Source organism: Geomonas limicola (genome assembly GCF_014193675.1).
Lineage (GTDB): Bacteria > Desulfobacterota > Desulfuromonadia > Geobacterales > Geobacteraceae > Geomonas > Geomonas limicola.
The window spans coordinates 141,362-168,170 of sequence record NZ_BLXZ01000002.1; the positions used below are offsets into that span (position 1 = coordinate 141,362).

The window sequence follows — 26,809 nt, forward strand, 5'->3', positions numbered from 1 at the left end:
CTGCCTCCTTTAGGTTAGAACCTCACGTCGAGCAGGTTGTTGACCTCTTCGGTCACGTAATTCACCCGCGTGGTCTCCGCCTCGCCGCCGTAGCCGCCGGCACGTGCCGACTTGAACCAGGCGCGCTGCTGCTGCGCGTCGCCCTGTTGCTGCTGGAGCGGGGAGTTGAAGCCGCCCCCGGTGGAGACGTCGAACCCTTCCATGGTGAAGTTCTTGCTGGTCAAGGAATCCTTCAGGCTGTCCAGGTTGCTCATCAGGAGGTCCTTCACCATCTTGTTGTCGGCCTGCACCTCGACCCTGACCCGGTTGTCCTCCATGCGGACCTGGATCTTCAGCTCGCCCAGTTCGCCCGGGTTGAGCCTGATGCTGAGCTCGCCGTTCCCCTTGCCGTCGTGGGTCACCACGCCGTCCTTGATCTGGGACAGGATGCTCTCGTGCAGATCCTTCAGGTGGGTCGGTTTGGTCTCGGCTGCGACCTGGGCCTCGCCGGCGCTCTCGGGCTTCAGGGTGAAGCCGGCAAGCTGGGCCTGGGCGTTCTGGTTCACCTGAGCCTTCTGCTCAGCCTCTCCCTGCTGCTTGTTTTCGGCGAAGCCATCCTGGCCGGCCGGGGAGCCCTGGAATGCGGTGAAACGCGCCGCCGGGGCCGCGCTGCCGCTGACGCTCGCTTCCTGCACCGGGGCCTCCTGCTGGGTGGCGGTGCGTTCCGCCGCGCCGCGCAGTTCGGAGTAGGTGCCGTGGAAGGCCTGGGCTGCTCGTGCACTCTTCGGGTCGGCCGGAGTCGCCTTTTCGGCAGCCGAAGCCGCCTGCGGGACCACCTCCTGCACCGTGACCTGGGAAGAGCTGCTGCTCGTCTGCGCAGCGGCGCCTGCCTGCCTCTGCGAAGCCGTTGCCAATTGCGGCTCCTGTTCTGGAGCGCCGGTCTTGGCGGGAACTGTGGTGCCCGCGGGTTCCGCGTTCTGCGTCACCTCCGGGTGCACTTCGGGGCCGGCAGCGCGCAGGGCGTCGAGCGCCGTGCTGTCCGTTGCCGCCTGCTCTTTTACTACCGTGAGTTTCTCCGGCTCTCCGGCCTTGTTGACCGGTTGGGCCGTCTCGGCCACCGGGACTGCTGCCGGGACTGCTGCCGGGGCCACTGCCGCGGGGGGTGCCGGCTGAAGTGCCGGTGCCTCGTGGCTGCTTGCCAGGGTCGGCAGGACAAGCGCCGCCGCCTGGGTCTGCGTGGCGGAACCTTCCGCCGGGGCGTTTCCTTCCTGGTGAAGCGGTGCTGCCGCAGCTGCGGCAACTTCTGGTGCTGCTGCAGCCTTGGCTGTCGCCGACGGCGCGTCCGGTTGCGCCGCCGTTACCGGGGTGGCCGGCTGGGCCATTGCCGCCAGTAAGGCTTGTGCCATCTGCTGCTGCGCCGCCTGGGTGAGCGACGCCGGGTCCTGCCCAGTTGCCTGGTCCTGCTGGTCGGCAGCCGGCTCTACTGCCTGGTGCTCTGCTGCCTCTCCGGCTGCGGGAAGGGGTGCCGGCAGTACTGCTGCCGTCGGGTTAGCCGGGATCTGCTGCGGAACGGTTGCCGCGTCCTGCCGGTGCGCTTGGGCCGCCAAGCCGGTGCGCAGTGCAGCGCGCAGCGCCGCGTCCAGGCCGGCCGTGCCACCCTTGGCTGGCGTTGCCTCCCCCGCAAGGGCCCCCTCGAGTTCCTGCGCCAGGGCCTCGGTGCCGGAGAGGAGTGCTGCGGTTTGCTGCTCTTCCGCCGTTTTCTGGGAGTCCGCCGCCTGGGTGCCGCCGGCGTTCGCCGTGGTACCGTAGGCAGTGGCGAGCTTCAGGAGGATCCCCTTCGCCGCCGCATCCCCGCCCTGCGCGTCGGCCGTCTGGCCCGCATCGGCACGGTTTTGCTGGCTCCCCTGCAAAAGCTGCGCGAAGGAACCGGTCCCGTCCGCCGCTGCCGCAGCTCCCCCCTTCACCATCTGGGGTACTGCGGGTGCTACGTCTGGCATTACTACGTTTGCTATCATCTGCATGCTTTCTCACCTCCTCTTTTTCCGACATGGACTGCATAAACGCCGCGTCGAAGTTTTGACGCGAAACGGTGTGTAAAGGGGGGTACTGCAACTTCTTAGCCAGATTCCCCTGCTCCCCCTACTCCCTGCCGCGCAGGGTGAGGCGGGTCCACTCGAGGACCTTGGGCTGGGTGATGAACGGGATCAGCTTCACCACCGTCTTCTGGTCCATCTGGTTGAGCATCTCGATGAGCATCTTCTCGTCGAGCTTGTTCAAGAGCGTCCCCGCCTCGTCGGGCTTTAGGGACTTGTAGATCTTGATCATCTTCTTGTAGCGCTCGTCTTCCTGCTTCTTCTTGGCGACCAGCGCACCTTCCAGCCCCTTCTTGGCGGCGTTCAGCTCGGCGACCCGGGTGTCCAGGGTGGCGGAGAGCTTCTTGAGCGCCTCCTCCTTCGCCTTCAACTGGGCCTCCTTCTCGACAAGCTGCTGGCGCCGGGCCTCCAGGGCCTGGACCTCGCCGGCAGCCCCGCCGGCCGCGGCACCACGCTGCACCGCCTCGCTCGCGCCGGCCCGGAGCTCGAAAGGACCCGGTGCGAACCAGGTCAAAATCCCGGCGGCGGTCAAAAGGGTGAGCACGCTCTTTTTCACTGCTGGCCTCCCCTGCTCTGCACCGCGACCTCGTCCAAAAAGGCGCGCTCGCGGGTGAGCTGCTCCAGGCGCAGGTCCTTGAGCTTCTTCTCCTTGTAGACCTCGAGGGCCTTCTTCTCCTTGGCCGCCACCAAGAGCGCCTCGCGCCGCTCCTGCACCGCCTTCTCCAAAAGCGGCAGCGAGTCGCGGATCGCGTGGATCTCCTGGGTCTTGCGCATGGTGAAGTCGCCGTAGAGCTGCAGGTCCTTGGCCTCGATCCCCTCCGCCTGGCGCTCGCAGAACTCCTGCTCCAGGGCCTTCAGGGCGCTCTTCTCGCGGTTCAGCCGCTCGCGGGCGTTGTCGTGCTGCTGCCGGGCCTGCGCCAGCTCCAGCTGGTGCATCTTCTCCACTTCCTTGCGAAACTTGAGGACCTGCTCAAGCCGGAATTCGGGTTGTCCTGCCATACTGCCTCCCTCCTGGTACTATCGCCTGCTTCCCGGTGCCGTCAGCTCTGGTACCCTTCGAAGATCTCGGCCAGAGCGGCCAGCGATGTCTCGACGCTCACCGCGTCGGAGATGTCCTGCTTCATGAAGGCGATCATCTGGTCCATCTTGGCGATGGCGTAGTCGATCTTGGGGTTGCTCCCCGCCTTGTAGGCCCCGATGTTGATCATGTCCTCGGCCTGCCGGTAGGCCGCCAGGACCTCCTTGAACTGCCCGGCCAGCTTGCGGTGCTCCTGCGTCGTGACGTCGGACATCACGCGGCTTGCGCTGTTCAAGAGGTCGATGGGGGGGTAGATGTTGCGCGCCGCGAGCTCCCGGGAGAGGATGATGTGCCCGTCCAGGATGCTGCGCATGGCGTCCGAGATCGGCTCGTTGAAGTCGTCCCCCTCGACGAGAACCGTGTAGAGCCCGGTGATCGACCCCCCCGGGAAGTTGCCGGTGCGCTCCAAAAGCCTCGGGAGCGAGGCGAACACGCTCGGGGTGTACCCCTTGGTGGTGGGAGGCTCGCCGATCGCCAGCCCCACCTCGCGCATCGCCATGGCGAAGCGGGTGGCCGAGTCCATCATCAATAAGACCTTCTTCCCCTGGGCCTGGAAGTACTCCGCGATGGTGGTGGCGATGTAGGCGCCGCGCATCCTGACGAGCGGAGGCTGGTCCGAGGTGGCGACCACCACGACCGACTTGTCGAGACCTTCCTGCTGCAGGTCCTTCTCGATGAACTCCCTCAGCTCGCGGCCGCGCTCGCCGATGAGGGCGATCACGTTGACGTCGGCCTCGGTGTAGCGGGCGATCATGCCGAGGGTGGTCGATTTACCGACCCCGGAGCCCGCCATGATGCCGACGCGCTGCCCCTCGCCGCAGGTCAAAAGCCCGTTGATGGCCCGGATCCCGAGATCCAGCGACTTGCGGATCGGACGTCTGAGCATCGGGTTCACCGGCGCCGCGTAGATCGGGTACTCGTCGGCGATGGCGATCGGCCCCTTGCCGTCGATGGGGGCGCCCAGGCCGTCGATGACCCGGCCCAGAAGCTCCGGTCCCACCCCGAGTGCCGCCTTCTCGCGCCTCACCGAGATGAGGCTCCCAAGCCCCACCCCGCGCAATTCGCCCAGGGGCATGAGGAGCGTCTTGTTGTCGCGAAAGCCCACCACCTCGGCGGGTATCGGATCGGCCCCCTCGGAGTGCACCTCGCACAGGCTTCCCACCGCGGTCTCGGGGCAGAACCCCTCGATCACCAGGCCGACCACCTGGGTCACCTTGCCGTGGAAGCGGACCGGTTTCGCGTTTTGCACGATCGGGAGGTAGCGCGCCAGGTCAATCCCCACCATTACCTCCTGCGCGCCGGGTGCACTTCTCCTCGCACAGGCGGCGGTAGATCTCGTCCAGCTGGGCGGCAAGCCCCGCATCCAGGGTGCCGCGCCCGGTCTCCACCAGGCATCCCGCACCCGGGATGGCAGGGTCTTCCTTGAGGATCACCTTGCGCTTCTCCCCCGGGGCCACCGCGAACTCGGGGCGCCGGGCCACCATCTGGTAGTCGTCGGGGTTAAGGCGCACCACCATCTCGCCGCCGTCGGCCGCGGTTTCCACCGCGTGGTGCACCACCTGGGCCAGGATCCAGGGATCGCAGGCGAGCTCGCGCTGCATGATGGTCCGGGCGATCTGCACCGAAAGCTTCAAGAGGTCCTCTTCGGCCTCCTGCATGAGCCGGCTGCGCAGGGTGCCGGTCGCCAAAAGCGCCTGCCCCAGGGCCTCGCTCACCCGGGCGAACTGCTCGTCGGCCTGGCGCCTCCCCTCCTTGAGCCCCTCGGCGTGGGCCTGCTGGATGCGCCGCACCGCCTCCTCCTCGGGGATCGACGGGGGCGCCAGGTACTCCAGCGCCTCCTCGACCTCGGGCTGGGGCTCGGGCTCGCCCAGGCTCACCGGGCGGAACACGTCCGGCTCGGGGGTCGACACCTGCTCGCCCAGCGGGGCGAGGGTGAAGCTCTGCTGGGAGTCGAAGCTCCCCCTGAGGATCCTAGACGAGGACATCTTCCGCCCCGCGGCCCGCGATGACCACCTTCCCCTCTTCCTCCATCTTCCGGACGATCTTGATGATCTCGGACTGGGCCTTCTCCACGTCGGAGAGGCGCACCGGCCCCATGACCTCGAGGTCCTCCTTGATCATCTCCGCCGCGCGGCTCGAGATGTTGCGGAAGATCTTCTCCTTCACCTCGTCCGGCGAGGTCTTCATGGCGAGCGTCAGGGTGTCGTTGGACACCTCGCGCATGATCCCCTGGATCGCGCGGTCGTCGAGCTTGAAGATGTCCTCGAAGGTGAACAGGTGCTTCCTGATCACCTCGGCCAGAGGCGGGTTCATGGTGTCGAGCTTGTCGAGGATCTTCTTCTCGCGGCTTCTGTCCAGATGCGCGAACATGTCCACCACCTTCTCGACGCCGCCCACCTTGAAGCGCTGGATGCCGCCCAGGGCGGTCAGTTCCACCCGGATCACCTCGTCGATCTCGGCCAAGATGTCCGGCGAGACCTGGTCGACCTCGGCGATGCGGATCACCACCTCGGCCTGCAGCTCCTGCGGCAACAGGGAGATGATCTCGCTGGTCTGCTTGGGTTTCAATTTGGCAAGGATGACGGCGATGGTCTGGGGGTGTTCCTGGGAGAAGAAGTTCGCGATGGTGCGCGGGTCCATGGTGGAGAGGAGCTCCGTCATGTCCCCGATCCCCGAGGTGCGGATCTCGTTCAACAGGGTCTCGGCGCGCAAGGGGCCCAGCGCCTTCTCGAGGATCTTCTTGACGAACTCCTCGCCCTGCGAGAAGAAGCCGGTTTCGGGGTTGGTGATATCGGTGAACTCGGCGACAACATTGGAGATCTCTTCGCGCGAGACATGACCCAGCCGGGCCATGCTCTGGCTGATCTTCTTGATGTCGGTGTCCTCCATATGCCCGAATACCTTGGCCGTCGCCTCGGGGCCCAGGTAGAGAAGGAGTACAGCGGCTTTCTCCGCTCCAGTCATTGCAGCACCTCTAGTTCCGCGTGGTACGCGGGTGTGTCAAAAATTCGTCAGGGGAGCGTCGGGGCGCCGGAACTGACCTACTCTTTGTGGGTAAGCCAGTTCTGCAGGATCTGCGCGGCCTGATAGGGATCCTGCTTCACCTTGTCGACCAGCTCGAGCTGGGTGACCCGCATCGCCTCCTGCTCGCGCTTGGCTTCCTCGATCATCCGCACCGCCTCGGCATCCGGGACCGGCGTCAGACTGGTGGGGCGCACCTCGGCCTTGAGGATCTTCAGCAGCGGCCGGATCACGAACATGAGCAGCGCCAGGAACCCGGCGGCGATCAGGCCGTTCTTCAAAAGCGCCTGCAGGATCGGGGCATCCCACCACTTGGGACCCTCGGCGGGACCGTCGCCGGTCTCCTGGAAGGGGATGTTGGCCACGGTGACCTGGTCGCCGCGCTCGGCGTTGAAGCCGACGGCGCTCTTCACCAGGGCCTCGATCTTCTGCAGCTCTTCCGGGCTCCTCGGCTGGTACTTCGGCTTGGCATCGGGCTTGGCGCCCGGGGCGAGTTCGTACTTGCCGTCCACCAGGATGGCCACCGACACCTTGGAGAGGCTCCCCACCGGTTCGATGATGCGCGCGGTGGAGCGGCTCACCTCGTAGTTCAGGGTCTCGTCGCTCTTGGAGCCCCCCCCCTGGGTGCTGGTGTTGCCGGGGGCGTTCTGGCGGTTCAGGTTGGACTGCACCCCCGGCACGCCGCTGGCCGTGGTGGTGGTGCTCCCCTTCTCCTCGCTTCTCTGCTCGCTTCGGACCGCGGCGCTTTCCGGGTCGTAGCGCTCCTCGTACTTCTCGACCTGCTTGAAGTCGAAGGCCGCCGAGACGCGGGCCACCGACTTGCCGCTCCCCACCACCTTGTCGAGCAGGCTCTGCAGCTTCTCCTCTTCGGTCCTCTCGAAGGCGAGCTGGGTCTCCTGGCGGGCGCCGGAGAGCTTGGAGGTGGCGTCGCCGGTCGAGTTCTTGCTGAGCACCTTGCCGCGGCTGTCCATCACGGTCACGTGCTCCGGGTCCATCCCCTCGATGGAGGAGGCCACCAGGTGCACCACGCCGTTCACCTCACCCTCGCGCAGGGTGCGGTTGGAGCGCATCTTCAAGACCACCGAGGCGGTGGCCGGTTTTTCGGAGTCCTTGAACAGGGTCTTTTCGGGGAGCGCGAGGTGCACCCGGGCCGACTCGACCCCGGCGATCTGCGAGATGGTGCGGGAGAGTTCGCCCTGCAGGGCGCGCTGGTAGTTGAGCTTCTGCACGAACTCGGTCATGCCGAAGTTCTTGCGGTCGAAGATCTCGAAGCCGACGCCCCCCCCCTGGGGGAGCCCTTCGCTGGCGAGCGAGAGCCGCAGTTCGTGTACCTTGTCGGAGGGGACCAGGACCGCCTTGCCGTCGTCGGTGATCTGGTAGGGGACCTTCTGCTCCTTCAACTTTTTGACGATCTCCCCGGCATCCTCGCTGGTCAGGTTGGCGAAGAGGGGGCGGTAGTCGGTCTTGTTGGCCACGGTGATGAGCGCCGCGAAGGCAAGCAGCGACACCAGCGCCACCGCGCCCACGACGAGCCGCTTCCCGGTGCTCAGGGCAAGAACAGGTTCCAGTAGTTTTTTAAGGCCTTCCGGCATGGCTTCCCCGTCTCAAAATCGCGCCCCCCAAAGGGGCGTGCAGAGGCTTTTTGGGCGGTGTTACCCGCCCGCGACGCCCTTCACATCCGGTTAGACCGGCATCCTCATGATTTCCTGGTAGGCTTCCAGCGCCTTGTTGCGCACCTGGGTGAGCATCTGGAAGGAGACGCTGGCCTTTTCGACCGCCAGCATCACCTCGTGCAGCCCCTTGCTCTCGCCGGTGGCCAGCGACTGGATCGACTTGTCCGCGCCGTTTTGCAGGTCGTTTACCTTGCCGGCCATCTTGGAGAGGAGGTCACCGAACTCGTTGACCGGGTTCTGGGCTGCTTTTTCCTGGACCGGAAAGGCCTGGGACAGACCGCCAGAGATGCCTGAGATGGCAGTGATTTCCATGAGATGCTCCTTGAGAAACGGTTAGTTCGTTGGATGTCGGGCTGGCTAGCGACCCAGTTCCAGGGTCTTCAGCGCCATCGCCTTGGCGGCCTGGGCCGCGGTCACGTTGGCCTCGTAGCTGCGGGTCGCGGAGACCATGTCCGTCATCTCCTCAACCACGTTGATGTTGGGGTAGGCGACGTAGCCGGCGGCGTCGGCGTCCGGGTGGGACGGTTCGTACTGCAGGCGCGGCGGGTTCTGGTCCTCGCGGACCTGGCTGACCTCGACCTTCCTGGCCTGGCTGGCCTGGTTCAGGGCGGCACCGAAGGAGCCCTTCTGGGCCGCGGTCGCACTGAAGACCGCGTCCTTGCGCTTGTAGGGGCCACCTTCGGCCGTGCGGGTCGAGTTCACGTTGGCGAGGTTGCTGGAGATCAGGTTGATCCTGGTGCGCTCGGCGCTCAAAGCCGAGGCGCTGATGTCCATAGAAGAAAAGAAATCCATTTAGATGCTCCCCCTGATTGCCTGCTTCATCATCTCGAATTTCTTGGTCAGGAGCTGGACCGAGGCGTTGTACATGATCTGGTTCTCCGCCATCTTGCCCATCTCGCTTTCCAGCTCCACGCCGTTGCCGTCGGCACTCGGTGCCTTGTCCGGCACCTCGACCACCTGGCCGGTCACCACCTCGAGGCGCGCGCTCGCACCCTTGAGCGGGATGTGGCGCGGGTGGGTGGTCGCCGGTTTCCCACCTTTCTTGAGGGCGCTCTTCAGCTCGTCTTCGAACTTGAGGTCCGTGGGGGTGTAGTTGGGGGTCTCGGCGTTGGCCAGGTTGGCGGCGATCAGCCCCTGGCGCTTGACCCTGAGGTCCAGGGTCTTCCCGAGAAGATCGACCGTGGTCCCGAAAATTCCGTTGACGGGCATGCTGTTTCCTCCTTGCATGAGACTGCACAGCCAGCATCAGCAAAAGCCGTACCAGCGGGCGAAGCCCCGTAAATGGGCGCTTCCCGCCGGTCCGAGTCAGGTTTTTGACAGCTCAGGGGAGCTCCCCGGCGATTTTCAGACGCCAGGCGAGGTCGGCGAGCGACTCGGCGGCCAGTTTCCCCCAGGTGCCGCTGGGGTTCTTTTTGACGAGTTCGTCCCAGGTCCCCTTGGCCTCGCGGATCATCTTGAGCTGCAGGTAGATCTCCCCCATCTTGTAGCGCATCTGGTCGGCACTCTCGCCGCTGGCCACCTTGAGCCCCCCGCGGTAGGCGGCGAGCGCCTCCGGGTACTCCTTGAGGCTCGCGCACGCCCCTGCCAGGGTGAGGTAGCCGTCGGCCAAAAGCGGGCTCTTCTCGGGGGGGGCGGAGAGGAAGCGGGTGAGCGCCCTCTCGGCGCCCGGATGGTCCCCCGCGGCGGCGCACGCCTTGGCCAGGTAGTAGTTACTCTCCGAAAGCTGCGCCTGGCGCCCCTTCTGGTTCAGGAAGGAGAGCTCCGCGCTGACCCGTTTCAGGTCCCCCTGTTCGAAGGCGATGCGCCCCAAAAGCTCGTGCATGCGCTGGGTACGCGGGTCCTTGGGGAACCGGGTCAGGAACCCCTGGGCGCTCGACTGGGCCAGGGAAAGGTTCCCCAGGGCGAGGGCGTCCTCGACCAGGCGCGCCAGCATGAAGGGGGCGCTGCCGGCGGCCCAGCTGCGGTCCACCAGGTAGCCGAACAGGGTGAGCTCCTGGGCCAGCTGCCCGGCCTTGCGGCAGGCCTCGGCGACCCGGGGGGCGAACTCGGGGTCGGCCAGGCAGCGGGTCAGGTACTCCTTGTTCTCCAGGGCGAGCTGCACCAGGGCCTGGTCGCGGTGCCCGGCGTAGACCTCGCGGTACACCGGGAGCAAGAGCTCCTCGCGCATCTTCTTGACGATGGTGGAGAAGATGCCGCGCGGGTAGCGCCGCTGGTACTCGATCGAGGCGTCGAGCCCCGCCCGGGCCGGGCCGTAGAGCCCCTGCATCAGGGCGATCTTGAAGAGCGCCTCGTCGCGCAGGGTGAAGTCGCAGGGGGCGGCGTAGATCCGCTGGTACTTCTCCAGGAGTTCCTGGTAGCGGTCCCGGGAGATGCGGAACAGGTCGCGGTCCACGAGCTTCATGCGGGCCCGCTCGGCGGCGGGGGTGCCTGCGGCGTGGACCACCACCGAGCGGTAGATTTCCAGAGCGGCGCTCGTGTCGCCGTGGCGCGCGGTCAGGTCGGCCAGCCGGTTCATCAAGGGGCCGCTGTAGGCGGTGCCGGAAAAACGCTCGATGAGCCTTAAAAAGAGCGCCCGCCCCCCCTTGAAGTCGCCGTTTTTGGCCTTCAGGTCGGCGAGCGTCTGCAGCAGTTCCGGGGCCTGCTCGGGGTACTCGGGCCAGAGCGCCGCCGCGGCGTTGTAGGCCTTGAGCGCCTCGTCGTAGCGCTCCATCACGTAAAACGCCTGGGCGCTGCGGAACCCGGCCAGCGCCTTCAGCGCCGGGGCCTTGTTGGCGAAGTACCCGAAAAGCTCCAAGGCCTCGCTCCCCTGCTCCTTGTAGAGGGCCCCCTCGGCACGCTGGAACAGGTCCACCTCGTTGTCCGGGAGAAAGCGCTTCAGGGTCTTTATATCGGTGGGGACGAAGGGGAGCGCGGAGGGGGGGGCGGTGCCGAAGTCGCGCACGAACTGCTCGATGCCGGCGAGGATCGGCTCGCGTCCCGGGGCGATGTCGGCGCGGGGGGTGCGCTTCAGGGCCGGCCCCACGTCGAGGGAGAGCACGTTGGGGGTGATGAAATCGATGAGTTCCACCCCGGCGTTGGGCTGCCGGGTCGGCACGGTGACCTGGAGCCACCCCTCGCGCGAGGAACAGTAGATGCCGGAGACGTTGGCGTCGCCGTAGGAGCGCAGCTTCTTGAAGCTCGGGGCGTCGGCCTGGTGCACCTCGATGCGCACCCGGTTCACCCCGCGGTTCAGGGCGAAATCGGGCGGAGACTGGAAGACCAGGTTGATCCGGGTGTAGCCGTGGTGCGGCTGCACCTTGATGCGTAACAGCCGGTTCTTCTCCTGGGCCCCCGCCAGCGCAGGGGTGGCGCAGATGGCGAGGGTGACGAGGAGCCAGAGCTGCCGGCGCCAGCGAAGTGTGCGGAAGGAAGCGGTCATGAGGGGTGGTTAGGCAAAAGGCGTGCCCAACCCTTGAACAGCGTCTGGCGCCCCGTCGCGGCCCTGTCTCAGCGCTTTTCGGGGGCAAAGAGGCGCTTTGGGCCGGGTCCCCGACGGACCGGGCCCCCGCCCAGTCAAAAAAGCGTGCGCTACGAGATGTTTTTTTGACGGCCGGCGCAAGAGCGCCGCTCGGCGTCGCTGCGGTGTGTAGGCGCGGCGGCATGCTGGGGAAAAAGGGAGAGACGGGCGGGGGGAGCACTGCGGGGCGGCCGGGGTAGCCGCCCTAACTTGCCTTCAGGAACTGCTCGACCTTGGTGTTGAGCTCCTCGTGGTCCAGCGGGGGCATCAGGATCCCCTTGACGCCGGCCTTGAGCGCCTTCAATACCGCGTTGCGGGTCCACTGCGGCGCCATGAGGAGCACCACACCCCCCGAGCGCCCCACCAGGGGGACCACCCGGTTGCAGATGGAGAGGTCGCGGTCGGCGGTGTTTTTCAGGGACACCAGGGCGAGCTTTACGTCCCCCTGGGCTAAAAGCCCGTGCAGGTCCGCGTTGAGCGGGGCGTCGATCAGGTTGACCCCGTTCGGGTTCAGCTCGGCGACCAGCGAGTGGCGCCCCTCGTCGTCTCCCAGGACCAGGATGGCGGGGAGCTGGTGCGTTTCCTGGACCGGCGCGGCATCCTCGGCGGCGGAGCCGGCTGACTCGGCGGCGGCAGCTTCCTCCGCGGAAGGCTCGGGCTGCGGGTCGAAGAGGTTGGCGAGCTCGGGTGGGACCATGATGTCCAGCCGGTTCATCTCGTGACCCTGGACCTCCAGCGGCGCGCGGTACATGAGGTAGGGGGCGTCGGGAAGCGGCAGCTCGTCGGTCAGTTCGTCCATCCCCGGCACGTGCTTCACCGGGACCAGGAGCTTTAGGTGCACCTTGTCGGGGAGCATCGGCTGGAAGATCGAGTTGAAGGAGCCGATGATCTGGTTGGCGATCTCGCCGAAGGCGTCGACGTCGTCGGGTTCCTGGATGCAGAGCCGGCGTTTCTCGGCGACGCGCGGTCCCGGGATGCCGAGCAGGATGGAGCTCATCACGATGGCGTCGGACAGGGCGAAGACCAGGTAGAAGCGCCCGGGGTAGGCCTCGCGCGATTCCACCCCTACCACGTAGACCGGGTTCGCGTCGTCGTCGCCGAAGTAGGACCTGCGGTCGGTGTTGAGCATGTCCGACGCCCCCACCGTGAGGCTCTGCCCCAGGAGCATCGAGCTCTCTTCGCCCGCCTGCTTCATGGCGGCGTCCAACATCGCTTGTAGCTTTTCAAATGCCGGCATGGGTACCTTCTAGTTTTCCTTGTGCAGCTTGAGCCCGACCAGGAAACGCTCCGCCTCGTGGATAAAGGGGATGATCACGCAGTCACTGTCCGACATCGAATTCACGGTGTAATCCTCCCCGGCGATCACGGTCGGGATGGAGAGGTTGATGTCCAGCCCCCCCTTGGAGAGGATCTGCTTCACGTACCCCCCGAGCATGTTGGCGATCTCGCCCAGGGCGTCGTTCACATCGTCGTCCACCTCGTCCACCTCGAGGCCGAGCATGTTCGAGGTGACCTTGAGGGCCAGGGTCTTGGGACAGTGAATCGAGAGGATCCCCGTGTAGGTGCCGGCCAGCCCCACCATCCCGGTAACCGAGCAGTGAAAGGTGGTGACCGGCTCCTTGAGCGGGTAGGAGTCTTCCAGGGGCATCATCACCATGGTGTCGAACACCTCCTTGGTGGCGTCGATGACGTAGCTGGCCAGAGTCTCCTCGGTCAGCTGCGTCGCCTGGGCGATCTCCTGGTTCAGGGCCATCATAAGAGGCTCCCCAGCTTCTCGTTCAGCTGGTCCGGGGTAAACGGCTTCTTGATGCTGTCGTTCGCGCCGTTGTTCATGGCCTCCTTGAGGATGTCCTCGCCCCCCTCGGTGGTGATCATGACGATCGGGACGGTGACCCCTTTGGCGCGCACGCACTTGATGAACTCCAGGCCGTCCATGTTGGGCATGTTGATGTCCGACAGGATGAGGCTGATGCTCTTGCCTTCCATGGTACTGAGCCCCTCGATGCCGTCGCCGGCCTCGTAGATGTCGTCCACCGGCAGGCCGGCCTGGCGCAGGCTGCGGGAGATGATCTTTCTCATCGTCGAAGAATCGTCCACGATCAGTACGTTGCCCATGTTGTTGCTCCTCCTTGGTATGTGTTGGTAACTGGTTGTCTATGCGCCGACGGCGTTTTTTCAAAACTCCCGGGGCAGCGCTGCGCGCGGGCGGCTGCCCCAGCCGGGTCTGTCGTACGACTCACCGGGCCTCTTCGGCTCCGGGGAGTAAAACTTTAGTCATCAGTGGTGCGTAGCGCCGTCCAGCGGGAGGAAGACCGAGAAGCGGCTCCCCTTGCCCACCGTGCTCTCCACGTTGATGCTCCCGCCGTGGGCCTCCACGATCGCCTTGCTGATGGTGAGCCCCAGGCCGGTCCCCTTGAAGCCCTGGGCCACGCTGGAGCGGAAGTACTTGTTGAAGATGCGCGGCAGCTCGTCCGAGGGGATCCCGATGCCGGAGTCGCTCACCTCGACCAGGAGTGCCCCGTCCCTGAGCGCGGTCGTGAGGTGGATATTGCCGCGCCGCGGCGTGAACTTGACCGCGTTGCCGATGAGATTTGCAAATACCCGGCCTATCTGCTTGCCGTCCAGCTCGATCCAGGGGATATCCGGGTCGATCTCCTTGGAGAAGTGCGAGCCGTGCACCACCGCCTCGCGCTCGCCGTCGGTGCAGCAGCTCTCCAGCAGCGACCTCACGTTGCAGGGGTGCCGGTCGATCTGCAAGAGCCCCACCTCCAGGCGGTAGGCGTCCAGGACGTCCTCGATCATGGAGAGCATCTTCAGGGCGCTCTTGTCCATCTCGGTGATGAACAGGTTCAGCGCGGGGTCGATCTTCTCCCCGACTTCCCCCAAAAGCGCCTGGACGTACCCCATGATCACGGTGAGCGGGGATTTCAGGTCGTGGGTCATCATCGCCACGAACTCCTCGCGCTGGCAGCGTTCGCGTTTTTCGCTGGTGATGTCGCGCAGCTCGAAGATCTCGCCGCGGTACTCCCCGGACTCGAAGATGGGGGCCGCGCGAACCAGGATCACCGTCCCCTCGATGCTCACCTCCACCGGATGGTCGTGGCACTCCTCGCTGAGCACCCGGTAGATGTGGGTGCGCAAGGGGAGCATGTCGAGGCGCTTGCCGAGGAATTCCCCCGGCGCCACCTTGAGGATCTGCTCGGCCCGCCGGTTCAGGTAGGCCAGGGTCCCCGCGGCATCCAGGTGTACCACTCCCGACTCGATCTGTTCCAGGAGCATCTGCGCTCTCTGGTCTGCGTCCGCGTGCATTGCTCCCTCCCTGAAGCCGACGTGCTGCGTGTGCTGGTTACCTTATCGGAACCGGCGGGACGAGCTTGAGGGTCGTAACGCGTTTTTTAGCGAATACGTGACATTTTTTTCATGGAAGGTTTGGGCGTGGGAGGAAAGGGGTAGGAAGGGTGCCGTCAAGCCGGATGCTGGAGCGCGCCCCCCTCCCTTGACGGGAGGGGAGAGGGGGCGGGTGAAGCTGCCGGCCGCGATAAGGTGGCCGGTTACTTCTCGATGGGGTAGCCGTTGCGGTACCAGCCGACCAGGCCGTCCGAGATCTGGTAGACCTCGCGGTAGCCGCGCGAAACCAGGAGGTTCGCCGCCGAACTGGAGCGGGCACCGACCGAGCAGTACACCAGCAGCGGGCGGTCGCGCGGCAGCTCCTTGAGCCGCTGGGGGAGTTCGGAAAGCGGGATCAGCTTCGCCCCGCGCAGCCGGGCCATGCGGAACTCCTCCGGGGTCCGCACGTCGACGAGCAGCACCTTCTTGTCGCGGGCCAAAAGCTCCTTGGCCTGGGTAGAACTGATGTTTCTTGCCTCTGCGGCAAAGCCGCTCACCGTCACCAGCACGAGCAACGCCAGTACCAGTACGGTTTTCAGACCATGTGCCAATTTCATGACATCTACTCCTCGAATTCCAGGGTATAGCCGACGTGAGCGGGGCGGAACCCCGGGAACTCACGTGCCAGGCGGGCCGAAGCGGCAAAACCGGTGCAGTGCCCGGCGCAGAGCTTCTTAAGGCCGTACTTCTTCAGGGTGCGGATGGTCCCCTCCAGCTGGGACTCCGCGCAAAAGGCCAGGTGACAGCCGCCGACGATCCCGTAGACCTCGGAGACCCCGGTCTTTTTACGTGCCCACTCAACCGTGTTCACCACGCCGGCGTGGCAGCAGCCCAGCAGGAGCAAGAGTCCCTTGGCGGTGACGATGACCAGGGACTGGTCGTCGGGGACCTGGTCCGGGAAGCACCCCGCGGTGTCGCAGAAGAGCCCCGCATCGCCGCGCTCGAAGTCGGTGGAGCGGGGGACCTCGCCGGTCAGGAAGATCCCCGGTGCCACCGGGCGGAAGCTCTCCGCGTAGTGGAAACTCGCCCCCAGCCCGGCCAGGAACTCCTCGCTGTAGGGAACGCCGACCGAGCGAGCGCTCCCCTCGCGAACGGCGTAGCGCCGGGTGAAGATGCCGGGGTGGGCCTGCACCTTTTTGGGGCCGCAGCTCTGCAACAGCGGCCAGAGCCCGCCGGCGTGGTCGTGGTGCCCGTGGGAGAGGATCACCTGCCCCACCTCCCTCAGGTCCAGGTTCATGCGCTGGGCGTTGTGCAAGAGCGTCTGCCCCGCCCCGGTGTCGAAGAGGATCGACTCGCCGTCCTTCTCGACCAGCGCCGCGAAGCCGTGCTCCCCCAGGGTCCCCGAGAGCGGTCCCGCCGTGTTGTCGCAGAGGATCCTGATCCGACCGTTCACTTGCAGCAGCCCTGCTGCGGCTGCTTGGGCACCCCGAGCTTCTCCAGGATGGTCATCATCGGGCACCAGTTGGTGAAGCCCGACTGCAGGAGGTTCGCCCCGATGAAGGCGGTGAACCAGAGCCAGCGGGGATCAACGTAGTGGGCGAGGGCCAGGGAAATGAGCGTGAAACTTCCTGCGATCAGGCGCAGCCATCTGTCGACGTACATGGATTACCTCCCTTTTGCTACTTGGGCTCGAAGCCCTGGGCCAGCAGCAGTTCTGCCACCTTGCCTGCCGTGGTGGCGGTCAGGTTGACGCACCCTTTCTTGCCGTGCACCGTGAGGGTCTTGCAGCAGGTGGCGCCGTAGTTGTCCTTGAACCAGCCGTGCAGTTCGCGGGTCAGCGTGGCCGCGGTCTTCTTGTCGCCGGCCAGTACCAGGCCCAGGGCCATGGTCCCCCCCGAGACCGCCCCGCAGATGCAGCCGGCGCCCGAGCCGCCGCCAAAGCCTGCCGCCATCTGTACCACCTCTTCGGGGAGCTGCGGTGCGAAGGTCGCACGGACCGAGGCCAACACGGCCTCGGCGCAGTGCAGCTTGCCGGAGCGGTAGAAACCTTCCGCCTGGTCGGCCACCTGCGAGGCGACATCCGCCGCCAATTCTTTTTCAAGCGTCTCTTTTTTCATCCAGAACATCCAGCCTCCGTAGTTTTCTGTAGCAACGGTTCAACGGTGCTGCGTCACCCTGTCTGCGGGTCCAAGCGGTAGAGGGTAGCAGAATGGTCCCCGCAACCCAATGAAAATCCTCCCGGAGGGGGCCGGCAGCTCGTAGCCCGGTATGCGGGAGCCAACGCTCCTCCCGCCGGTCTACAGCGCCTTCGCCCGGTGCTTCTCCTTCCAGGACTCCACCATGAAGTAGAGGATCGGGATGGTGATCCTGGAGAGCGCGGTGGAGGCGATCTCGCCGCACATCATGGCGAGCGCGAGCCCCTGGAAGATCGGGTCGAAGAGGATCACGAAGCTCCCCACCACCACGGCCGCCGCGGTCAACAGCATCGGACGGAAGCGGACCGCGCCGGCGTCGATGATCGCCTCGTCGAGCGGCATCCCCTCGCGACGCCTCAACTCCGCAAAGTCGATGAGGATGATGGAGTTCCGCACGATGATGCCGGCCAGGGCGATGAAGCCGATCATGCTGGTGGCGGTGAAGAAGGCGCCCATGAGCGCGTGCCCCGGCAGGATGCCGATCAGGGTGAGCGGGATGGGGGCCATGATCACCAGCGGCGTGGTGAAGTCCTTGAACCAGGCCACCACCAGCACGTAGATGAGCACCATCACCGTGGCGAAGGCGGCGCCCAGGTCGCGGAACACCTCGTAGGTGATGTGCCACTCGCCGTCCCACTTGATCCCGGGGCGGGTCTCGTCCCAGGGCTGCGAGGCCGCCCGCTGCTCGATCCGGTAGCCGCCGGGGAGCGAGATCTTGTCGATCTCCTTCTGCATCTGGAGAATCGCGTAGACCGGCGCCTCGATCACCCCGGCCACGTCGCCGGTCACGTACACCACGCTCTTCAGGTTCTTGCGGTAGAGCGACTTCGCCTCCACCCCCGGTACCACCCGGACCAGTTCGGAGAGCGGCACATTCCCCTTGGCGCCGGGGACGTAGACCGAGGCAAGCGAGGAGAGGTCGTTGCGGGAGCCGGTGGGGAGCCTCAGGTTGATGAAGACCGGTTCTTTCTCGCCGGCCGCGTGCATGAGTCCCGCCGGTGCACCACCCACCGCGACCTGCAGGGTGTGCACCACGTCGGCCGCCGCCACCCCCGAGAGCGCCGCCTTCTCGCGGTCCACCTCGAAGCGGAAGCTCGGCTGGTCGTCTTCCTGGTACCAGTCGGCGTCGACGACACCGGCGGTATTCTTGAAGATATCCTTCACCTTGGCGGCGATGGCGACCCGGGTTTCCTGGTCCGGGCCGTACACCTCGGCCACCAGCGTGGAAAGCACCGGCGGTCCTGGCGGGATCTCGGCCACCTTGATGCGGGCACCGTAGCGGTCGGTGATCGCCTTCAGCTGCGGGCGGATCCGCTTGGCGATGTCGTGGGACTGCCCCTTGCGCTCGTCCTTGCCGACCAGGTTCACCTGGATCTCGGCGATGTTCGCACCCTTCCTGAGGTAGTAGTGGCGCACCAGGCCGTTGAAGTTGAAGGGGGAGCTGATCCCGACGTAGCTCTGGAAATCGGTCACCTCGGGGACCTTCCGGAGCGCATCGCCCAACTCGGCCACCATGCGGGCGTTCTCCTCCAGCGTGGTCCCCTCCGGCGCGTCCACGATGAGCTGCAGCTCGCTCTTGTTGTCGAAGGGGAGCATCTTCACGGTGACCGCCTTGAAGTAGATGAGCGAGCAGGAGGCCAGGAGCAGCACCACCACCAGCGTCAGGAAGCCGGCGCGCACCTTCTTTTTATGCAGGAGCGCCCCCATGACGCGCCGGTAGAAGCGGGTCACCCCGGATTCCTCCGGCTCCGCGTCGCTGCCGAAGTGGGACTCCCCCTTCATGAACCGGTAGGCGAAGTACGGGGTCACGATGAAGGCGATCAAGAGCGAGAAGACCATGGCCATGCTTGCGCCGACCGGGATCGGGCGCATGTAGGGTCCCATGAGCCCGCCGACGAACCCCATGGGGAGGATCGAGCCGATGACCGCCAGGGTCGCGAGCATGGTCGGGTTGCCGATCTCGTCGACGGCGCGGATCGCCGCTTCCAGCGGTTTCAGTCGCGTGGTGGTGAAGTAGCGGTGGATGTTCTCCACCACGACGATGGCGTCGTCCACCAGGATCCCGATGGAGAAGATGAGCGCGAACAGGGTGATCCGGTTCAGCGTGTAGCCGACCCGGTTGAAGATGAACATGGTGAGCGCCAGCGTCACGGGAATCGCGATGGCCGCGACGGCGCCGGCGCGCCACCCCATGAAGACGGCGATCAGGATGGTGACCGAGATGGCGGCCAGGAACATGTGGAACAAAAGCTCGTTGTTCTTGTCCTTGGCGGTTTCACCGTAGTTGCGGGTTACCGTCACCTGCATCTCGGACGGGATGATCTTCCCTTTCTGGAATTCCACCCGTTTCAGGAGGTCCTCGGCGACCCAGGTCGCGTTGGCCCCTTTTCTCTTGGCGATGGAAATGGTGACCGCCGGGTAGTCCCCGGAGCCGCCGCTAAGCCCCTTGTGCGAGGCGGCCGGCCCCAGCCCGAAGAAGACGTAGTCCTGCGGGTCCTGGATGCCGTCGGTCACGGTGGCGACGTCGGAGAGGTAAACCGGGCGGCCGTCTTTCACGCTCACCACCAGGCGCTGGGCGCTCGCCGCGTCAGAGAGGAAGTTTCCCGCGTTCAGCGTGTAGTCGCGGTTACCCGAGGAGAAATCCCCGGCGCGCCGGGCGACGTTCCCCTTTTCCAGGGCCGCGGAGACAGCGAGCGGGGAGAGGCCGTAGGCGGAGAGGCGCCCGGGATCGAGGCGCACCTTCAGTTCGCGGGAGAGCCCCCCCTTGATCTCGGTGGCGGCCACGTTGTCGGCTTTTGCGAGCTCGTCGCAGAGTTCGCGCGCCACCCGTCTCAGGGCGTGGTGGTCGTAGCGCTCGCTCCAGAGCGTCAGGGTGACGATGGGGACGTCGTCGATGGACTTCGGGACCACCAGCGGTTCCTGGGCCCCCGGCGGCAGCAGGGTCCGGTTGCTCATCACCTTGTTGTAGAGCTTGACGAGCGACTCCTCCATGTTCTCACCGACCAGGAAGCGGACCGTGACGATACCCATGCCGGGGCGGCTCGCGGAGTAGAGGTACTCCACCCCCTTGATCTCCCAGAGCTTCTTCTCGAACGGAGCGACCAGGCGCTGCTCGACCTCCTTAGGCGAGGAGCCCGGCATCGGGAGGTAGACGTCGATCATGGGGACCACGATCTGCGGTTCCTCCTCGCGCGGCGTGGCGAGCACCGAGAAGAGCCCCAGCAAGAGCGAGGCGCCCACGATGAGCGGGGTGAGCTTGGAATCTATGAAGGCGCGGGCGATGCGGCCCGCGAAGCCGAGCTTGTCCATGAAGTCTCCACAGGGATGAAGAGGATAAACCTTTTAAAACCAACAGGGATGAATGGGATACATGGGATAAAACCTGAGAACCGGGATGAAGGCAAAATCCTTTTAGCCTCACGGCAAAAGCAGTACAGCCTTTCCCTCTGCTCCAGATGTCGGCGAGCGCCCCACCGTCAAATTGTGCTCTCGTTTTTCATCCCATTAATCCCATTCATCCCTGTTGTTCCAAGTCCTTATCCCATTCATCCCGTTCATCCCTGTTGTCTTAAGTCTTTATCCCATTCATCCCTGCTCAGCTTATTCCAGGCGTGCCCCGTCGCTCACCTGTTCAGCGCCGGCGACCACGATGCGCTCGCCCGCGTTCAGCCCGGAGAGCACCTCGACCTTGCCACCGATCGTCTTACCCAGCTTCACCAACCTCAGCCGCGCAATTCCCCCCTGCCCCACCACCCAAACCGAGGTGAGTGCACCACGCTCCACCACGGCCTTGGCGGGAACCGCAATCCCCTGGCGGGAACCGGTCCTGAAGTAGGCCTTGCCGTAGGCCCCGGCACGCAACGCCTTGCCGGAAAGGTCGATCTTCACCAGGAAGGTGCGGCTCGCCGGGTCCACCAGCGGTACGATCTCGGAGACCCGGCCGGCAGCCGGCGCCCCCTCGAGGTCGAGGGTCACCTGGTCGCCGGGCTTCACCTTGCCCAAAAGCCCTTCGGCCGCGGCCACCTCCAGGCGGTAGCCGCCATCCCCCTCCACGGTGATGAGCGGCGTCCCCGGGAAAACGGTCTGCCCCGCCTCCACCGGCTTGGCCACCACGACACCGGCGATGGGCGAGGTCACCTTGCCGTACCCGGCAACCGTGCCGGCGGCGCGGGCGCTCTCGCGGGTCTGCCTGAGCCGCGCCTCGGCGCGCGCGAGCCCCTGCTGCGCCACCTCCTGCTCCATCTGGCGTTCCTCGAACTCCTGGCGGGTCAGCGCCTGCTCGGCGTAGAGCTTGCGGTAGCGCTCGAAGGTCGCCTCGGCGAGCCTCTTGCGGGAGCGCGCCTCGTCCACCCCGCGCTGCGCCTCCTCGACCGCGGCCTGGGCACCGGCCGCCGCCGCGCCGCTCTCCGCCGCCTCGATGGTTACCAGGACTTTCCCCTTGGGAACCCGCTCTCCCTCGCGCACCTGCACCGCGCTTACCGTCCCGGAAAGCCGGGCAGCCACCACGGCCGAATTGCGCGCCCGGACCGTCCCCACCGCTTCCTGCAGCTCGGGGATCTGCTCCTGCGCCAGCGCGGCAACCGTCGCCCCGCGCACCAGGACCGGGGCCTTTTGCTGCGCCGCCTCGGGATTGCTCTTGCTGCAGCCCAGGGCCGCCAGAAGGATAAGGGCCAGCGCTCCGCCCGTTGCCACTCTCATCGTAATACCTCCGTCACAAGTACCCCTGCCGCGTGGTAGAGCTGGGCCGCCGAACGGAGCTCGGCGTTCTCCACCTCCACCAGGTTGGCCCGCGACCGGTTCAGGGTCGCCTCGGCATCCATCAGTTCCACCATCGAGGAGAGCCCGCCGGCAAAACGCAGCGTCACCAGCCTGACCCCCTCCTGGGCCGCCTGGAGCGCAGCCCGCGCCGAAACGAGCTTGGCAGCCACCTCCTTGCGGCGCAGCCTCGCCTCGGTCACCTGGAGGGTCACCTCACGGCGCCGGTCCTCCAGGACCTCGGCTGCCGCCTGCCGGGAGAGTTCCGCCCTCCCCTTCTCATGGGAGCGGCGCGTGCCGTCGAAGAGGTCCCAGCGCAGGTTGACCCCGACGTTCCAGGAGTCGTGGTCGTAGCCAAGCGGCAGCTCCCGGTCGTTTACCTGGTAGCTCGCCGAGGCGTACACCGTCGGGAGGTAGGCGTTCTTCGCCTGGCGCACCGCAAGCTCCCCCTTCTGCACCGCCTGCTCGGCAACGGCCAGGTCGGGGCGCTGCTTCAGCGCAAGCTCCGCCAGGTCCGCGCGCTGGTCCGGATCGCTCAACTGCGGCAGCCCTGCGATGTCCAGCGCCTCACCTTCGGGCCCACCCAAAACCAGGTTCAGGCGCAGCCGTGAGAGCTGCAGCTCGTTGGTCGCGCTCACCTGCGCCTGCTCGGCCTCGGAAACCTCGGTCGCCGCCCGCAGCTGATCGGACTTGAGCCCGACCCCGTCGCGCTCCCGCACCTGGGCCAGGCGCAGATGCTCCCGGGCGTCGGCCAGCGCCTGGTCGGCGATGTCCCGGTAGGCGCCGGCCCGGCGCACCTCGAGGTAGGCGAGGTAAACCCGGAAGGTGACCTGCTCGCGGGCCTGCCGGAGCGCGGTCTGGGCCGTCTCGGCATCCTTCTCGGCGAGCTTCACGCCGGTCGACACGTTGAAATCGATAAGCGGCTGCTCCAGGCGGAGCAGGGTCCGGAAGTCGCCGCGCGGGCTCGGGTTGTTCAGCGCTCCCGCGGCGAAATCGCTGGCGGGATTGATGCGCCCTTCGTCGAGCTTCATCATGAAAACGCTTGAGGGGGTGGTGGAGAGGAGGGCGCCGCTTTCCAGCGAGACCCGGGGGAGGTAGCGGCTCTTGCTGCCGGCCACCCCTTCCCGAGCGGCCCCCTCTTCCAGGGCCGCCGCCTTCAGCAGGTGGTTGTTGGCCAGGGCCCGCTGCACCGCATCCTTGAGGGAGACGGTCTCGCCGAAAGCAGGGATCGCCGTAGCCCAGAGCAGGCAGGCGATCTGCAGTACTGCCTTGTTGTTCACTGAGATGCCTCCTGGTGGGATTGATCAAGGCGAAGTCGACATATATATGAATCCTTATATATATGCTGTAAGTGCAGTTGTCAAGGTTATTCCCGGTTTTTTAGGGCTCGGGTCGCCAGGGGGGAGGAAAGAGTGGGGCAGGAAGGCGCCAGCTGGCACTGACCGATGAGATCTGAGCTAGCGGGAGGCGGTGAGGAGTGGCCCTCTCAGGCAGGAGGATCCCGATCACCAGGATCCCCCCTGAGGGGGTTAGGGGGTGGGGGAAGCCGCCATGGTGAAATCAGCCGGTCATCTACGGGCGCTCCTCCCTTTCACAAGGGAGGAGCGCCTGGACGGCAGGGGGTCAGGGGAGGACGGCGATGGCGACCGGTCCGGCTGCGGTCTGGGCTCCGGCCACCAGGCCATTGTTCGAGGTGTTGAAGACCGTGACGGTGCTGCCGGAGTTGTTCACCACGTAGTACCGGCCGGTACTCGGTCGTACCGCTACCGCCATGGGGCCGCCGGAGACGGAGATGGTGCCCGCCGGGGTGTTGGTCGAGGTGTTGAGCACCGAGACGGTGTTGCTGCCGTTGTTGGCCACGTAGGCGCGGTTCGCGGCGCTGTCGATGGCGATACCTTGCGGGTTGCTGCCGGCGGAAATGGTGCCGGTCACGGTATTGGTCGAGGTGTTGATCACCAGGACGTTGTTCGAGTTGCTGCAGGTGACGTAGGCGAAGTTGCCGTTCAGGGCGATGTTATTCGGGCCGCTTGCCGACAGTGTGGTCGGTATGGTGGCGATCACCAGGTTGCTGCCGTTGATCACGCTCACCGTGTTGCTCCCGCTGTTGGCGACGTAGATCCGGGATCCCGAGGCGTTCGCCGCGACCCCTTCGGGGCTCGTCCCCACCGGGATGGTGGCGACCACGCTGTCGGTATCGGTGTTGATGACCGACAGGTTCCCCGAGAACTTGTTCGCCACGTAGGCCCGGCTGGTTGAAGGTGCGAGCGCGATACCCCAGGGAGCGTTGCGCACCGGGATCGTTTTGACCGTGGTATTGGTGGTGAGATCGACGACGGACACGGTGCCGCTGCCGCTGTTGGTGACGTACGCCTTGTTGGTGCTGGTGTTCAGCGCCACCCCCTGCGGCGCGGTACCGACCGTGATCGGGGTGCCCGTGATCTGGTTCGTGGAGGTATCGAGCACCTGCAGGGCATTCAAGCCGCTGCTGACCAGGTAGGCCTTGTCGGCAGGGGTTGTCGGGACCACCGTTTGCACGAGGACCGTTACCTTGGTGCTCAAGGTTCCGACGGTCGCGGTAATGGTCGCCGTGCCGTTGGCAACACCCAGCACCGTCCCCTTGGTTTCCGGGGCATTGCCCACCTGGGCGATCGAGGGGGTGCCCGAAACCCAGGTGGCTGAGCTGGTAAGGTCCTCGGTTGAGGAGTCGGAGAAGGTGCCGGTGAGGGTGAGCGGCGCGCTGGTACCGCGGGGAACGGTCGCCGGACTGGGCGTGATGGCCAGTGACCTCAGGGCCTTGACGCTGAGGGTCGTCTCGTCGGAAACCGAACCCAGGGTAGCCCGGACGAAGGTGGTGCCGGAACTGCCGATGCTCGCCAGGCCGCGCGGCCCGCTTACATTGTTGAAGCTGGCCGCCGAGGGGACCGACGACGTCCAGGTCGCCACGGCAGTGACATCCCGGTCGGCGTTGTTGTCGAAGGATCCGGTCGCGGTGAATTGCAGTGTGGTGCCTGAGACGGCGCTCGGGGTGACCGGGGTTACCGTGATGCTGCTCGGGCCTTGGACCGTCACGGCGGCAGGGGTGCTCAACACCCCGTTGTAGGAAGCGGTCACGCTCGCGCTTCCCCCGGCGGCAGCCGTCGCGCGCCCCCTGCTTCCGGCTACGTTGCTGATGCTCGCCACGGTACTTGGGGTGGAGCTCCAGGTTACCAGGGTGGTGAGATCCGGGGTATCGCCGTTGGAGAGGAGTCCGGTGGCGCTGAACTGCTGCTGGTCCCCTGACAGAGCCGTCCAGGTGGCCGGGGAGACGCTAATCGACTGCAGCGTGGCGACGGTCAGGCTGACCGGGCCGCCGGTGACCCCGCCGAAGCTGCCGCTGATCTGGGTAGGTCCCGCCCCCACTCCGGTTGCCATCCCCCCAGCGGCGATGGTGGCAACACCGGTGTTCGAGCTCTGCCAGCTGACCTGGCTGGTGAGGTTCTGGGTAGTGCCGTTGCCCAGGTGGCCGGTAGCGCTGAACTGCAGCCTGCTGCCGGCAACGAGGACGCCCGGGGTTACCGGGGTGATGTCGATCGACTGCAGCGGAGAAACGGTCAAGGTGACCGGGACAGAAGAGAGCGTGCCCAGACTTGCCGTGATGAGGCTTTGGCCAGCCGCCACCCCCGTCGCCAGACCCTGGTTCACGGTGGCAACACTGCTGGTGCCGGAACTCCAGTTTGCGGTACTGGTGACGTCGACCGCACTGCCGTCCGAATACTGGGCGCTGGCGTACAGCTGCAGCGTGGTTCCCGGCGCGAGGCTCGGTGCCGTGGGGAGAACGCTTACCGAAACCAGGGTTGCAGGATGGGACGAGCCCCCACCACAACCCGAGAGCAGAAACACCACGAGGAGCAGCGCGCGACAGAACGTGGACATGGTTCACTCCATGAGAGGCGGGTTAATTAGCTACAGGTAGTGGCAAAACAAGGGACGACCTTAAATACCGTTCATCGCCATCAGTGTCAAGGGATTAAGGAGGCGGGAAGCACATCCACAAGGGGAGGGGTAAAAAAGAGCCGGTCACTGTCGAAACAGGCCGGCTCCAGAGATACCTTCTTGGGCACGTTCGGGTCAGAACGTGGAACTTTTGTTGCCGTTAAGCGCAGCTGTTCAGCAGGTAGCGCCCCACCCAGTTCTTGGAAAACTGGAAGGCGGTCCTGCCGCAGCGCTTGGATTTGTCATGGGACCACTGGATGGCGTCGATCTCCAGGTCCTTGCTCCAGGGGATCTCGACCTTGCGTTTGCGCGCCTCGCGCTCGATGCACAGGCGTACCGCGTCCAGGTAGCGGTCCTGGCTGAAGACGTGGAAGGCAATCCAGAGGCCGAAGCGGTCCGAGAGGGAAACCTTCTCCTCCATCGCCTCGCTCTGCTGCAGCTCGCCGTTCACGAACTTGCCGCCGATCTTGTCGCTCTCGTACTCCGGGAGCAGGTGGCGACGGTTCGAAGTGACGTAGATGAGGACGTTTTCCGGAGCGGAGTAGACCGAGCCGTCCAGCGCGCTCTTCAGCATCTTGTAGCTCAGCTCGCCGATCTCGAAGGTAAGGTCGTCGCAGAGCAGGATGAACCGGTAGGGCTCGTTCTCCACGGCGCTGAAGATCTCGGAAAGGTAGATGAGGTCTTCCTTCTCCACCTGGATCACCCGGAGCCCTTCGGGAGCGAACTTGTTCAGCAGCGCCTTGACCAGCGAGGACTTCCCGGTGCCGCGCGAGCCCCAGAGCAGCGCGTTGTTGGCCGGCATCCCCTTCAGGAACTGGCGGGTGTTGCTGACCATGATCTCTTTTTGATTCTCGACGCCCAGAAGTTCTTCCAGTGTGGTGGTATCGGTGACCTTGACCGGCTCCAGGTATCCGGAGAACGAGTGACGACGCCAGTTGGCGGCATGGCAGGTGGACCAGTCCACCGGTTTCACGGCCTTGGGGAGCAGCATTTCGACGGAGCCGAGCACGCGCTCGAGCTGGGCGACCACTTCAGGCTTCAGATTTATCACTGGTTCTCCTTGTGCTGATAAAAAATAGCCCTTGTGTATACGTGTCAAGCCGCTGATTGTCAATAGGAAAGGCGGTGGCTAGGGGCTAGGGGCTAGGGGCTAGGGGCTAGGGGCTAGGGGCTAGGGGCTAGGGGCTAGGGGCTAGGGACTAGGGGCTGGGGCTGGGGCT

24 protein-coding genes are annotated in these 26,809 nt (G+C 65.7%); all 24 read right to left on the minus strand.

The genetic code is table 11. The features are described from left to right. Window positions 1–14: 14 nt before the first annotated feature. A complete protein-coding gene (locus H7688_RS04450; RefSeq protein WP_183359866.1) occupies window positions 15–2,000 on the minus strand; it encodes a flagellar hook-length control protein FliK in 1,986 nt (661 codons plus the stop codon). 118 nt (window positions 2,001–2,118) lie between these two features. Further along, window positions 2,119–2,628, minus strand: a complete 510-nt coding sequence (locus H7688_RS04455) for a MotE family protein (RefSeq protein ID WP_246329708.1) — start codon at window positions 2,626–2,628, stop codon at window positions 2,119–2,121. Beyond that, the gene (fliJ, locus tag H7688_RS04460; RefSeq protein ID WP_183359867.1) at window positions 2,625–3,071 is read right to left on the minus strand and encodes a flagellar export protein FliJ; all 447 of its coding nucleotides are present in this window, start codon (window positions 3,069–3,071) and stop codon (window positions 2,625–2,627) included. Before fliJ ends, H7688_RS04455 begins: the two co-directional genes overlap by 4 nt. Before the next feature lie 41 nt (window positions 3,072–3,112). Further along, a complete protein-coding gene (locus H7688_RS04465) occupies window positions 3,113–4,435 on the minus strand; it encodes a FliI/YscN family ATPase (RefSeq protein ID WP_183359868.1) in 1,323 nt (440 codons plus the stop codon). After that, window positions 4,422–5,135 carry a FliH/SctL family protein gene (locus H7688_RS04470; RefSeq protein WP_183359869.1) on the minus strand — a complete coding sequence of 238 codons (714 nt, stop codon included), beginning with the start codon at window positions 5,133–5,135 and terminating at the stop codon, window positions 4,422–4,424. The genes H7688_RS04465 and H7688_RS04470 overlap by 14 nt, the downstream gene beginning before the upstream one ends. Beyond that, entirely contained in the window at window positions 5,122–6,114 is a 993-nt protein-coding gene (fliG, locus tag H7688_RS04475; protein WP_183359870.1) for a flagellar motor switch protein FliG, read from the minus strand. The genes H7688_RS04470 and fliG overlap by 14 nt, the downstream gene beginning before the upstream one ends. A gap of 77 nt (window positions 6,115–6,191) precedes the next feature. Further along, window positions 6,192–7,763 carry a flagellar basal-body MS-ring/collar protein FliF gene (fliF, locus tag H7688_RS04480; protein ID WP_183359871.1) on the minus strand — a complete coding sequence of 524 codons (1,572 nt, stop codon included), beginning with the start codon at window positions 7,761–7,763 and terminating at the stop codon, window positions 6,192–6,194. A gap of 90 nt (window positions 7,764–7,853) precedes the next feature. Next, window positions 7,854–8,156 (minus strand): flagellar hook-basal body complex protein FliE, encoded by a 303-nt coding sequence (gene fliE / locus H7688_RS04485; RefSeq protein ID WP_183359872.1) that lies wholly within the window; start codon window positions 8,154–8,156, stop codon window positions 7,854–7,856. Between the two features lie 45 nt (window positions 8,157–8,201). Next, window positions 8,202–8,636: a flagellar basal body rod protein FlgC gene (flgC, locus tag H7688_RS04490; protein WP_183359873.1), complete on the minus strand. Its 435-nt coding sequence runs from the start codon at window positions 8,634–8,636 to the stop codon at window positions 8,202–8,204. Beyond that, a complete protein-coding gene (gene flgB / locus H7688_RS04495; protein ID WP_183359874.1) occupies window positions 8,637–9,053 on the minus strand; it encodes a flagellar basal body rod protein FlgB in 417 nt (138 codons plus the stop codon). It lies immediately after the preceding gene. Between the two features lie 112 nt (window positions 9,054–9,165). Beyond that, window positions 9,166–11,262, minus strand: a complete 2,097-nt coding sequence (locus H7688_RS22775; RefSeq protein WP_183359875.1) for a tetratricopeptide repeat protein — start codon at window positions 11,260–11,262, stop codon at window positions 9,166–9,168. Between the two features lie 283 nt (window positions 11,263–11,545). After that, complete coding sequence (locus H7688_RS04505; RefSeq protein ID WP_183359876.1) at window positions 11,546–12,577, minus strand: response regulator; 1,032 nt, start codon at window positions 12,575–12,577, stop codon at window positions 11,546–11,548. Window positions 12,578–12,586: 9 nt separating this feature from the next. Continuing rightward, the gene (locus H7688_RS04510) at window positions 12,587–13,096 is read right to left on the minus strand and encodes a chemotaxis protein CheX (protein WP_371873159.1); all 510 of its coding nucleotides are present in this window, start codon (window positions 13,094–13,096) and stop codon (window positions 12,587–12,589) included. Then, window positions 13,093–13,455: a response regulator gene (locus H7688_RS04515; RefSeq protein WP_183353458.1), complete on the minus strand. Its 363-nt coding sequence runs from the start codon at window positions 13,453–13,455 to the stop codon at window positions 13,093–13,095. Before H7688_RS04515 ends, H7688_RS04510 begins: the two co-directional genes overlap by 4 nt. Window positions 13,456–13,617: 162 nt before the next feature. After that, window positions 13,618–14,649 carry a sensor histidine kinase gene (locus H7688_RS04520; protein ID WP_183359877.1) on the minus strand — a complete coding sequence of 344 codons (1,032 nt, stop codon included), beginning with the start codon at window positions 14,647–14,649 and terminating at the stop codon, window positions 13,618–13,620. Between the two features lie 242 nt (window positions 14,650–14,891). After that, a complete protein-coding gene (locus H7688_RS04525) occupies window positions 14,892–15,284 on the minus strand; it encodes a rhodanese-like domain-containing protein (RefSeq protein WP_183359878.1) in 393 nt (130 codons plus the stop codon). Between the two features lie 5 nt (window positions 15,285–15,289). Then, window positions 15,290–16,120, minus strand: coding sequence for an MBL fold metallo-hydrolase (locus H7688_RS04530; protein WP_183359879.1), 831 nt, complete (start codon window positions 16,118–16,120; stop codon window positions 15,290–15,292). Then, entirely contained in the window at window positions 16,117–16,329 is a 213-nt protein-coding gene (locus H7688_RS04535) for a YgaP family membrane protein (protein ID WP_183359880.1), read from the minus strand. The genes H7688_RS04530 and H7688_RS04535 overlap by 4 nt, the downstream gene beginning before the upstream one ends. A 17-nt stretch (window positions 16,330–16,346) precedes the next feature. Continuing rightward, the gene (locus H7688_RS04540) at window positions 16,347–16,793 is read right to left on the minus strand and encodes a C-GCAxxG-C-C family protein (RefSeq protein WP_183359881.1); all 447 of its coding nucleotides are present in this window, start codon (window positions 16,791–16,793) and stop codon (window positions 16,347–16,349) included. A 171-nt stretch (window positions 16,794–16,964) separates the two neighbouring features. After that, window positions 16,965–20,171: an efflux RND transporter permease subunit gene (locus H7688_RS04545; RefSeq protein WP_183359882.1), complete on the minus strand. Its 3,207-nt coding sequence runs from the start codon at window positions 20,169–20,171 to the stop codon at window positions 16,965–16,967. A gap of 291 nt (window positions 20,172–20,462) precedes the next feature. After that, on the minus strand, window positions 20,463–21,560 hold the full coding sequence (locus tag H7688_RS04550) for an efflux RND transporter periplasmic adaptor subunit (protein WP_183359883.1): 1,098 nt from the start codon (window positions 21,558–21,560) through the stop codon (window positions 20,463–20,465). Next, window positions 21,557–22,897 carry a TolC family protein gene (locus H7688_RS04555; protein ID WP_183359884.1) on the minus strand — a complete coding sequence of 447 codons (1,341 nt, stop codon included), beginning with the start codon at window positions 22,895–22,897 and terminating at the stop codon, window positions 21,557–21,559. The genes H7688_RS04550 and H7688_RS04555 overlap by 4 nt, the downstream gene beginning before the upstream one ends. Before the next feature lie 343 nt (window positions 22,898–23,240). Further along, entirely contained in the window at window positions 23,241–25,529 is a 2,289-nt protein-coding gene (locus H7688_RS04560; RefSeq protein WP_183359885.1) for a YncE family protein, read from the minus strand. Window positions 25,530–25,749: 220 nt separating this feature from the next. Then, entirely contained in the window at window positions 25,750–26,640 is an 891-nt protein-coding gene (locus H7688_RS04565) for an ATP-binding protein (RefSeq protein ID WP_183359886.1), read from the minus strand. Window positions 26,641–26,809: the final 169 nt, after the last annotated feature.